The 10,562-nt window shown below is 42.4% G+C and carries 8 protein-coding genes; all 8 read right to left on the bottom strand.

What is annotated here, in order from left to right:
• Positions 1-31: 31 nt before the first annotated feature.
• The 8 genes from H9X96_RS04960 to H9X96_RS04925 all read right to left on the bottom strand — a co-directional run bounded on the left by H9X96_RS04960 (position 32) and on the right by H9X96_RS04925 (position 10,547).
• Positions 32-1,717, bottom strand: coding sequence for a glycoside hydrolase family 28 protein (locus H9X96_RS04960; RefSeq protein WP_255431000.1), 1,686 nt, complete (start codon positions 1,715-1,717; stop codon positions 32-34).
• Between the two features lie 127 nt (positions 1,718-1,844).
• A complete protein-coding gene (locus tag H9X96_RS04955) occupies positions 1,845-3,638 on the bottom strand; it encodes a glycoside hydrolase 43 family protein (protein WP_370576711.1) in 1,794 nt (597 codons plus the stop codon).
• Complete coding sequence (locus H9X96_RS04950) at positions 3,620-4,597, bottom strand: pectinesterase family protein (protein ID WP_187665219.1); 978 nt, start codon at positions 4,595-4,597, stop codon at positions 3,620-3,622. Before H9X96_RS04950 ends, H9X96_RS04955 begins: the two co-directional genes overlap by 19 nt.
• Positions 4,576-5,532, bottom strand: coding sequence for a pectinesterase family protein (locus tag H9X96_RS04945; RefSeq protein WP_187665218.1), 957 nt, complete (start codon positions 5,530-5,532; stop codon positions 4,576-4,578). Before H9X96_RS04945 ends, H9X96_RS04950 begins: the two co-directional genes overlap by 22 nt.
• Positions 5,529-6,314 carry a rhamnogalacturonan acetylesterase gene (locus H9X96_RS04940; RefSeq protein ID WP_187665217.1) on the bottom strand — a complete coding sequence of 262 codons (786 nt, stop codon included), beginning with the start codon at positions 6,312-6,314 and terminating at the stop codon, positions 5,529-5,531. Before H9X96_RS04940 ends, H9X96_RS04945 begins: the two co-directional genes overlap by 4 nt.
• A 9-nt stretch (positions 6,315-6,323) precedes the next feature.
• Positions 6,324-7,070, bottom strand: a complete 747-nt coding sequence (locus tag H9X96_RS04935) for a rhamnogalacturonan acetylesterase (protein ID WP_222943835.1) — start codon at positions 7,068-7,070, stop codon at positions 6,324-6,326.
• 9 nt (positions 7,071-7,079) lie between these two features.
• Entirely contained in the window at positions 7,080-8,687 is a 1,608-nt protein-coding gene (locus tag H9X96_RS04930; protein WP_187665215.1) for a DUF4957 domain-containing protein, read from the bottom strand.
• A gap of 12 nt (positions 8,688-8,699) precedes the next feature.
• Positions 8,700-10,547, bottom strand: coding sequence for a RagB/SusD family nutrient uptake outer membrane protein (locus tag H9X96_RS04925; RefSeq protein ID WP_222943834.1), 1,848 nt, complete (start codon positions 10,545-10,547; stop codon positions 8,700-8,702).
• Positions 10,548-10,562 lie beyond the last annotated feature (15 nt).

Genomic DNA, 10,562 nt, shown 5'->3' with positions numbered 1-10,562 from the left:
GAGAGCGCAACCTCGTTTTGTACCTACCAAACTATTTCTTTATATCCAGTACTGCTGGCTTAGCATCATGCGTAAATTCCGAAATAGCCTTGGCTTTAACAGTTGCAGTACCAGACATTTTAAGGTCTTTATTCTGCTCGCCAGAAACGCGGATCAGTAAGTCTGCATTGGTATAGTCTATATTTTTGAAGGAAACAGATTTTCCGTTTTGCACATACAATAATGGCCTTGCTGTGGGCACGTCCAAATGCACATTCGTTAAATGTATATTTTTAGCCTCCTGTATATCAACACCCTCATCGGATTTAATCACTAAATTATTAAGATAGATATCACTAATACTCATCTCTGGCAATCCCCGTACAAACACAGCCTTCGCCGCTCCATCGCAAACTACATTCTCAATATAAAACTTCCTGAATATTGGGGTTTCTTCTGTAACAGGTAATAATTCTACTTTAGGTGCGCTTCGCTGCTCGCCTGTTAAAGGAACCGGATCAACGGCTGCATAATACATGTCAAAAAGAATCGCCTCTCCAGCTATATCTTTCATATTGATATTTTTAGCATAGATATTTTCTACAACTCCGCCTCTTCCTCTGGTAGTTTTAAAACGCAAACCAATGTCGGTGCCAATAAAAGTACAATCAGAGATAAATATGTTTTTAGCACCGCCAGACATTTCACTGCCGATTACAAAACCACCATGTGCATGATAAACTGTACTATTTCTGATGATTACATTTTCTGTAGGCACTCCACGTTCTCTTCCCGCAGCATCACGGCCGGATTTAATGCAGATCCCATCATCGCCTACATCAAAAGTACTGCCTTCAATCAATACATTTTTACAAGACTCAATGTCTATACCATCCCCATTCTGAGCATACCAGGGATTTTTAACATAAATATTTCTAACGGTAATGTCCTCACTCATTAAGGGATGAAGGTTCCATGCCGGAGAATTCTGAAAAGTCACACCCTCCAGCAAAATCTGCTTGCAGCGGTACAATACCATTAGGTTAGGACGTAAAAAGTCTTTAATACTTTCATAGAATTCCGGAGTTTTATCAGAACTGATTTTTCCAGGATCCTTCATTGTTGAGCCTTTCATGGTCAATGCCGAAGGGTACCAAATTTTCTTATTTTCACTCACTAAACCACCGGAAGCCAGTAATTTCTTCCATTGGCTTTCCGTCAATTTATCTCTTTTAACCATTCTCCAGGCGTCACCGCCGCCATCAATAATTCCAAAACCAGTGATGGCAATATTTACCTGATCGTTTGCCCAGATTGGAGATTGATTGCGCATTTGAGGGAATCCTTCCCAGTTTCCTTTTACCAGGTCATACTGGTTGAAATCCTTGGTAAATTGCAGCAGAGCGTTCTTCTGCAAGTGTACGTTCACATTACTTTTTAACTCTACAGGACCGCTCAGCCATAAGCCAGCAGGAATGACCACAACACCCCCACCTTTTTTGCTCATGGCCTGAATCGCCGAATTGATGCTTTTAGTGTTTAAGGTAATGCCATCATTTTTGGCACCATAGCTAAGAATATTGATCGTATCTTTTTTAAATGATGTTCCTTTTACTGTCGGTAAGTTGTCAAATGAATACTGCTGTTCTTTACTGGAAACTTGTGCTTTGGAAACTATCGGGTTCCATAACAAAAGCGCCACAGATAAAGACCAGATCATAGGGTTAATCTTGTTCATACAAGGAGGTTTAGGTATCGTAATATATTTGGTGACCGCTGTTTCCAGCTGGTACACAATGCTACATAGTTTTGTGAGAGAATAAAACAAAAACGCCCAAAATAACTGCGCAATCGTTCCCGTGTTCCTATTTAATCGGTTCTACACGGAACCAATCCACATCAACATATCCAGAATCATTGCTTTTTCCTTTTTTAACGGCAAAAAGACCCATTTTTGCGCCTATCCACTGCCCTTCTTCTGCCTGAAAGGCCCCCGGAACAGCTTTGAAGTCCTTCCCGTCCAGACTGTAACTGAAGGTGCAGACTGCTCCCTCCTTTACCTGAACGCGCAAATAAACGTCCTCTGCCTGGACATGACTGATTGGAGGTATAAAATTTCCTATTATCTTTTCTTTTGCCAATACCGCTTTCCAATCCGAAATCTTGATTTCCTGCTCCTTTTTCCCTTTAGCAGCATCCATACAACTTGTATACACTAAAGACAGGATCCCTTTACTGCTTTTCAAAGCCAGGTTCGCATAGCTTCTACCCATGATCATCAGGCCCACCTTTTCTTCCTCCAATTTTACACTCGCATTAAATGTAACTTTTGCCGTAGCCATAAACGCTTCTGCAGGAAATTTTTGTAAAAGCAGGTTTGGTACTTCCCAGTAATTACTCATTTCTTCCGGCCCCGCTTGTGTGAAAAGCCTTAAGCTTCCTTTTCCAGGATTCATAAATGCCCAAGTCGCTTCAGGGTTCGCCTGCCATTGCCACTGAAGACCCATGCTATTTTCATTAAACTCGTCACTTTCTGCTGGCGTAGTCACTGGATAAACCTTAGCCACAGCCGGCTTTTTATATTCCAGAACCGGTGTTCCAATTCCTGTTTCCTCAGGATCAATTCCGATTACCGGCCAGTCTTTAATCCATTTCATCGGTTGTAAATGTACCACACGACCATAAGGTCCTTTATCCTGAAAGTGCAAAAACCAATCTTCGCCTCCTGGGGTATCTACCCAAGCCCCTTGATGAGGGCCGTTTATTGGAGATTTCCCTTGATCCATCACGACTTTTCTTTCATAAGGCCCGTAAATATTTTTCGAACGCAATACGAGCTGCCATCCGGTAGCAACGCCTCCTGCAGGCGCAAACAGATAATAGTAACCGTTTCGCTTATAAAATTTAGGCCCTTCAATGGTGGGATCATCTTCATGCCCATCATAAACCAATTTCCCCTGATCGATTGCCTGATCCCCCGCCTCATTGAGCCTTTTGACTGCCAGTACACTTTTAATTCCCGCTCTGCTGCCGGCATAAGCATAAGCCAGGTAAACTTTGCCATCCTCATCCCAAAGCGGACAAGGATCAATCAATCCTTTTCCTGCAGCTACCATCTTTGGTGCAGACCATTCTCCACGCGGATCTTTAGTTTTAATCAGGTATATCCCAAAGTCCGGATCAGGGTAATAAATATAAAATTCTCCTTTATGATAACGAATCGCTGGTGCCCATACCCCATTTCCATGCTGTGTTTTAGAAAAATGAGCTTCCGGGATTTGGCGTGTTAAGGCATGGCCAATAATTGACCAATTCACCAGATCTTTGGAATGGAGAATCGGTAAACCAGGTACCCCATCAAAGCTTGAGGCAATCATGTAGTAATCATCGCCTACCCGAATCGCGTCAGGATCTGAATAATCAGCATTCAAAACCGGATTTTTATACTTCCCATTACCAAGATCGGCCACCCAGACCTTACTGATGCTGGACATGGCGGGCATTGAGCTTTCTCTTGCAGCGCTTTTTACATTGGCTGCACTTCTTTTTATATCTTTCGGAGCTTGCGCGGCTACTGTTCCCCCGCAAAGTAGAAAACTTGCAATCCATAAACTACTCCTCCACAATGGATACTTTTTAATTATTGTTTCGGCTTCCATAAACTATTTCCTGAAAATATCTTCTCTAATGTATATCCTTTGACTTCTTGCTTTGACAACTGTTTTGACCAGGAGATTCTTTCTGTGCTTATTCCTCCCTGACCTTTCGAACCGTACTCCGCATAATAGCTGCTCTTGTGATTATCATTCTCATTCCAGGCACGCCAGCCAGCAGCTAAAATGTGTGGTCCCATATCCGTATGGATAAATACGGTGTTCGCATAAGGACGCCATGGTCTCCCAAGGTATACTTTTTCTATCCCAGGAGCTGCCCTGAGTTTACAATCAATAAAGACAAAACCGTAGCGTTGTGCGGCTGTGGTTGAAGCGGCAGTGATGTAAGAGTTTTTCTTACTATGAATATGACAACGTTCAAAAACGACGGTTGCTGCACCAAAGATAAAATCTGTGGTTCCTTCAATATAGCAATCCAGATAATACTGCCTGCTGGTATCTACAGCAGGAAAAAGTGTATCCTGATTACCTAATATTCGACAATTCTTAACCACAATCCGATCTCCCTCCGCATGCAATGCAACAGCTTGCCCAACCGGGCCTGCGCTATTTTCAATCGTCAATCGCTCGGCCCTGAAATCATTTCCCTGAATCAATAACGTATAGGAATTATAAGTATTAAAACCTTCCTTGCCCGAATAATCCCCATTAGAAATCACCGTATTGGAAGAATCTTCTCCTAATAGAAAAACATTCGTCTTCCAGGAAGGCACAATCAGCTTCTCTTTGTAAATTCCTTTTTTAATGTGGATCGTGACTTCAGCATCAGAGAAATCGCGCACCGCATTAATAGCGGCCTGAATCGTTTGAAAATCAGCAGTACCATCTTTACTTACAGTATAAGATGTCAAGATATTTTGAGCCTTTTTCTGACCCTGTGCTTTCGTTCCTGGACAAATCCCAAACAACAATAGGAATATGATTAGTTTTTTGCTGGCAGCCATCCTTTAAATATCTTTTCTAACGTATATCCCGCAGCCTCCTGATCATTCAGCTGCTTAGACCAACTTACTCTTTTTGCGATGGAACTTCCAGTTCCATTATTTTGGTATTCCGCATAAAAAGCGGTCTCCTCATTGCTTGTTTTACCCCAATTGTTCCAGCCCTCTGCTTTAATCATTGAACCTAGGTCACAATTCAGAAAAGCAGCCTTTGCATGAGCGCGCCAGGGCCTGCCCAGATATACAGACTGCGCAGGCGCGGTTCCGGTCAGTTTACAGTTCAAAAACACATAGCCATATTTTACAGAATCAGGTGCGGAAGAAGCGGTAACAAATCCGGGCGACTTACAGAAGAGCTCGCAGTCTTCAAATACCGCAGTGGCTGATCCGAAGATAAAATCTACAGTGCCACTGATAAAACAGCGGTAAAAATACTGCTTACTTCCTGGACCATACGTATACAGCGTATCCTGAAAACCCAGCATCTTGCAATTCAGGAAACTGGCTTTGTCTCCAGCTACCCATAGCGCCACCGCCTGACCTACCGGTCCTGCTGTATTTTCAAAAGTGATATTCTTTGCAGTAAACTCATCCCCATAGATGTAAAAGCCTGAAGATCCTGATGTCCCCATTTCTTCGCCAAAGCGGTTTTTCTTTTGTGCGTAATCGTCGTAGGTTAGGATAGTTTTATCTACATCTTCTCCAATCAATGTCACCATTTTCTTAGAAGCTGAAAGGTTTAGCTTCTCCTTATATTTTCCATTCTTTATAAAAATGGTCGTGGTCACCTTTCTAAAATCAGGGACAGCATTGATCGCTTCCTGAACAGTTTTAAAATCACCGCTTCCATCCTGCGCAACCACTAGCCGCTTATCTTGTGCTTTTAACTGTCCAAAGCTAAAAACACCTAAGACTGCAAGCCATACTATCATTTTCATTTCTTTGCTGTTTGAGGTTGTACAATGTAATTACATAGCTCCAATTGCTGCTTTTTCATTTCCGAGAGCACAAGCTGCGCTATTTTTCTGGCGCCAAATTCATTAAAATGAGTATTGTCTTTTTTTCCCTCCGGATAATTCGGATGAGCACCAGGTTCAAGTTGCATAAATAACTTTTTGGTAGCCTCTGGACCCATCTTCTGATACAATGCTCTGCTATCTCTATCCAAATCAATTAAAGGCACCCCATACATTTTTGCCACTTCATATACCGCAGTAGTATATTCAGCATGGGTTTCTTTAGTCTGTCGACTTTTATCAAAGCTCATTCTGGATACTGGTGTAATGAGCACAGGAATGGCGGCTTTAGCCCTGCTCTCTTGGATAAACCGAGCAAGGTTTACTTTGTAATCGGCCACAGCCGTATACCGGTCTTTATACCTTTCTTCTTTAGCTTCATCATTATGGCCAAACTGTATCAAGACATAATCTCCTTGATTTAAGCTGTCAGCCACATTTAGCCAGCGCTGTTCAGAAAGAAAAGTTCGGGTACTCCTACCACCTTTTGCACGATTGTTAAACTGTAGATCGGCATTAAAAAAACCAGCAAAAGGCATTCCCCAACCTGTTAATGGTGCTTTGGAGCTTTCGTAAAGACACATCGTCGAATCCCCAATCATCCATACGACTGTCGGTTTCCGCATTGGCATAAAGGCACTGCATAAACATAGTAATCCGATTGCCGCTATTTGTAATCTTCTAAATCCTGAAATTTGAGCCATTCCCTTTTATTATTTAACCAAATACGTTAACACTGGGAAATTCAATGTCCTCATTTCCTTTAAAACCAGCTGAGCCATTTCCCTTGCACCAAGTTCATTAAAATGCGTATCGTCTTTTTTTCCTTCCGGATAATTCGGATGCTCTCCTGGCTCCAAATAATTGAATAGCAATTTACTTTGATCCGGTCCATACTCCTGCAATAAAGCCTGACTTTTTAAATCAAGATCAATCAAGGGCACGGCGGATGATTTTGCCAGTTCCCTAACTAATTCTGCATAAACCTGATGTGTCTCCTTAACTTTTCCATCGGGATCAAAACTTCTTCTCGCTACAGGCGTGATGAATATCGGGATCGCACCTTTTGCCCGACTCTCCTGAACAAACATCGACAGGTTTTTTACAAAATCTATTTCTGATGTATAACTGGCCTTAGTTTTCACTTCATCATTATGTCCGAACTGAATCAATACGTAATCGCCTTTCTGAAGCTCAGATACTACGGGTGCCCATAAATTTTCGGAAATAAAGGTCTTGGTACTTCTCCCATTCTTTGCCCGGTTGTCGACCAAAACCTTGTTGCAAAAAAAATTAGCAAAAGGCATTCCCCAGCCTGTTTCAGGGAAAGCGCTTGCTGATTTAACAGCAAGCGTGGAATCCCCAATCAAGTATATGGTCAGTTTTTTTGAGTCCGAAATAAAGGATGTTATACTTAATGTCAGTCCTATAAAAACAATATACCATTGATATTTTTTCATGATCATCAATTAAAACGTCCATCGAGGATCGCCCAATGCTCTTCCACTGGTACTGCTGGTTCTCAATATTGATCCTTCAGGTAAAATAAATTTAACGGTTCCCGCATTCCATCCCGGATCCACCGTTTGTCCTTGCGTAGAAGCACCAGGTAAAGGCAATGCCGTTCCGCCTATCGCTGTTCTCAGGTTAAAGGTATTGTTATTGGTAAAAGTGATGGAAGATGCTCCCGCTGTGCTGTTGATAACTCCCAGTACCGCACCTGAGCGAGGTCCATTCGCAAGAATAGAGTTTTTGAAAACAAAATTCACAGGGTTCGCTGCCGCATTCATCAATAAATAATTGCTGTTAAAACCAATATTATTGACCGTAGAATTGCTGATGCTGATGGTTGCCGGTGTTCCAGGCATGACTGTTCTACAGCTCACTAAACCTGGTGAAATATTATAAAAAGTACTATTGGTAACGGTTAATGATCTATAAGCCAGCTTATCCATATGGAATACATAGTAATTCGCACCCGAAATCTCATAAATCAGACAGTTATCAAATGTCAAGTCTTCCATCGTAAACAAACTGCCGCGGTCGCATCTTACAATACTGGTACTAATGCCATGAATCCAGGAATTTGTAGCCTTTACGTTTTTGAAAGCGGCGGCAGCTGCATTTGAACTGGCACTGGTCAGATCACAGAAATAAGTAGCAGTATAGGCAGTACCGTCAAAATTAATTCCGGCAACAGTCAGACCGGCACCGGTGCCTAGTAAAGTAAAGCCTTTAAAGTTTACTCTTACCAATTCCGGATTGTCATTCACAGACCGCAGATTGATCGTTTTACCCGCAAGCGTGATGACAGCTGGCAATTCATAAGTTCCATTTTCTAACCCAATAATCGCATTGTCCGCGGCGCCTGCAATGATCGTCGCCAGGTTATCACTAGGGTTAACCTTAATAGTATATACAATTGCCGCAGTGGTACTAAAACTGCTGAACCCATTACTTTTGGTTCCGGTAAACAGTTCTGCAGTATATTTGGTGCTATTACTGAGCCCGCCAATAGTAATCTTATTCGCAGCAATATCCGCTGAGTTTAAACTGGTCGTAATTGCAGACCCAGTTTCAGAGGTAATCACTATTTTAGATCCCTCTGCAACGGCCGAGAAGAACAAAGTAACGCTGTTCTCTCTGGCAATTGCCATTTCTTCCAGAAAGCGTTGCGTCCCTACAATCTTAAATGAACCAGAGCTCACAATATATTTAGATTCCGGTTGTGTAGCAGTGGCATTCGCTTTTACGCGTACAAAATACCGCTCTCTTAATTTAAGGTCATCTTCTTGTACGGTATAACCAGTAGTATCTGTTTGAGCGCTGAAATCCGTCTTCGAAAACAGCGTATCCGTAGAGAAATCTACCGTATAACTATACTTGTTCCCCTCCTTAAACAATGGCGCGGTCCAGGTTAATTTAGCGGAGCTTTCTGAAACTACGACTTTCATTGCGGAAACCTTAAAAATTCTTGGGGCTTCAAGTTGTTGCTCGTTCTTTTTGCAGGAGAAAATGCAGCAGACTAAACTTGCCATGATCAAACAATAGCAAGTGTTGATTATATTTCTTTTCATGATTTTATAGACTTAATAACCATTATTTTGAATCAGATTCGGAGTTTCAATCATTACCGTTCTGGGATAAGGCAATAACTCCCTCTCATTTGCTTTAAAATAGGTAACGAAACCATTTGCCGTACCCGAGATAGAGCCAGAAATAGGATCATCATTAACAGCAAAACGCCATGCTTTAGTCACATACCCTCCTGCTGGTGCTCCAGAGGTTCCCAATCCTTTGGTATAAAACACGGTGTTCGGGGTACCGCCATATAGGTCAAGATTAGCCACTTCAGCTACACTGTTTGTTCTCAAATAATCATTTTCTTTTACATAGATGTAAAGCGGTACATGCTCATAAGGTCCCTGACCCAGCATAAAAGCCCTCAATTTATTACGCGTTTCATTAAACTTAGTCTCCATCAGGTTCCAGCGAATCAGGTCATACTTACGAATGCCTTCCCCACCAAATTCCAGTAATCTTTCTTTCACAATCGCCTCAAAGAATCCTTGTTTATCCTGCGGAGTTGCTGGAATTAATGTCTCAAAGCCTTTATAAGCTCGTCTACGCACCCTTTCCAGAGCCGATTGTGCCACCGCAGAAGGCGCTCCATTCACTTCATTATCTGCCTCTGCAAACATCAGGAGTACATCTGAAAAGCGTAAGATAGGCCAGTTGATGGCGAAATTCTGAGAAGTCGAAGAATTGTTAAAGGCGGTCCATGCCTTTCTGAACTTCCCATCAGTCAGGGTATTTGCAGTATTCAACGTTTTCTTGGAATTGTCGTTGATCTCAAATACACCGATGGTTACATCCCTGCGGCTGTCCATTGAGGGATCGAATTCATAGAAGTATGTAGCAATCGCATTCATACCTCCTCCACCTTGTCCGAAAGAAGATTTTGCAGAATACCTGAGCCCATTGTAATAGCCCAGTTTACTATCAGTAGAAGCATTGGCGCCATAAGCAGCCACCTCTAGCATCAATTCATGGGCATCGTCCAAACGCTGGCCATGCAAAGTTTTAAACACATCTTCATAATTTGGATTCAAATTGTGGATGCCTGCTGCTGCGATCACATCTGCGCACTCTGCAGCAGCAATCTTATAATAGGTTAAATAATCTGCTCTACGTTCCATTTTACGGCTATCTGTCCGTAGGGAATAGCCACCTCTGGCCAATGCAATCCGCGCTCTCAACCCTTTGATGGCACCTTTGGTAAAACGAAAACTTCCACCGTTATCGGACCTCCATGGCACCAGAGTTGCAGCCAATTCCAGGTCTTTCAGCACCTGATCATAGGTTTCGTCCCGATTGCTATTCCTGAAGTTCAATGTCGGTGCATCGGAAGAAGGCACAAAATTTCCTGGTACATCTCCCCAATTGCGGATCAGTTCGTGATAAAACAAGGCCCTTAAAGCCAATGCTTCTCCATAGTACCTGCCCATTTCTTCCTTCTGGCTAGTGCTGCCATTTTGATATAAATTTGATAAAGGAATGTACTTAATACAGATATTGGCACGTTCTACGCCCGCATACAATTGTGCAAAAGGATTTGCCAGCTCTGTATTGTCAGGACTGGCACCATACATACTCACTCCTCTACGGTCGGAAGAGCTATAACTGCCGGAGGTTTTGAAATCATCGGCACTCAGGTTCAGGATCGTTGACAAGCGGTTTCCATAACCGTTATCACCCACCAATCTATTGTAAACCCCAATCAGGGCATTATTTGTATATACCGTACTTTCAAAAACCGTTGTAGGCGAAGAAGTCGAAGAAGATTCGAATTCCAGCGCTTTTTTACAGGAAGGAAGTACGCCTAAAGTGCCAATCGCAAAAGCCATTATGGCAGCTGATAATATTTTCGTTTTCATTTCTTTAATGCTGAA

Source organism: Pedobacter sp. N36a (assembly GCF_014472395.1).
GTDB lineage: Bacteria > Bacteroidota > Bacteroidia > Sphingobacteriales > Sphingobacteriaceae > Pedobacter.
Note: the sequence above shows the minus strand (reverse complement) of the source record. Positions and strands in the feature narration are given on the sequence as shown.

Bases quoted from the DNA above. Each gene is read 5' to 3' on its own strand.
- H9X96_RS04960 (WP_255431000.1), bottom strand. From the start codon at position 1,717: ATGAACAAGATTAACCCTATGATCTGGTCTTTATCTGTGGCGCTTTTG.
- H9X96_RS04955 (WP_370576711.1), bottom strand. From the start codon at position 3,638: ATGGAAGCCGAAACAATAATTAAAAAGTATCCATTGTGGAGGAGTAGT.
- H9X96_RS04950 (WP_187665219.1), bottom strand. From the start codon at position 4,597: ATGGCTGCCAGCAAAAAACTAATCATATTCCTATTGTTGTTTGGGATT.
- H9X96_RS04945 (WP_187665218.1), bottom strand. From the start codon at position 5,532: ATGAAAATGATAGTATGGCTTGCAGTCTTAGGTGTTTTTAGCTTTGGA.
- H9X96_RS04940 (WP_187665217.1), bottom strand. From the start codon at position 6,314: ATGGCTCAAATTTCAGGATTTAGAAGATTACAAATAGCGGCAATCGGA.
- H9X96_RS04935 (WP_222943835.1), bottom strand. From the start codon at position 7,070: ATGAAAAAATATCAATGGTATATTGTTTTTATAGGACTGACATTAAGT.
- H9X96_RS04930 (WP_187665215.1), bottom strand. From the start codon at position 8,687: ATGAAAAGAAATATAATCAACACTTGCTATTGTTTGATCATGGCAAGT.
- H9X96_RS04925 (WP_222943834.1), bottom strand. From the start codon at position 10,547: ATGAAAACGAAAATATTATCAGCTGCCATAATGGCTTTTGCGATTGGC.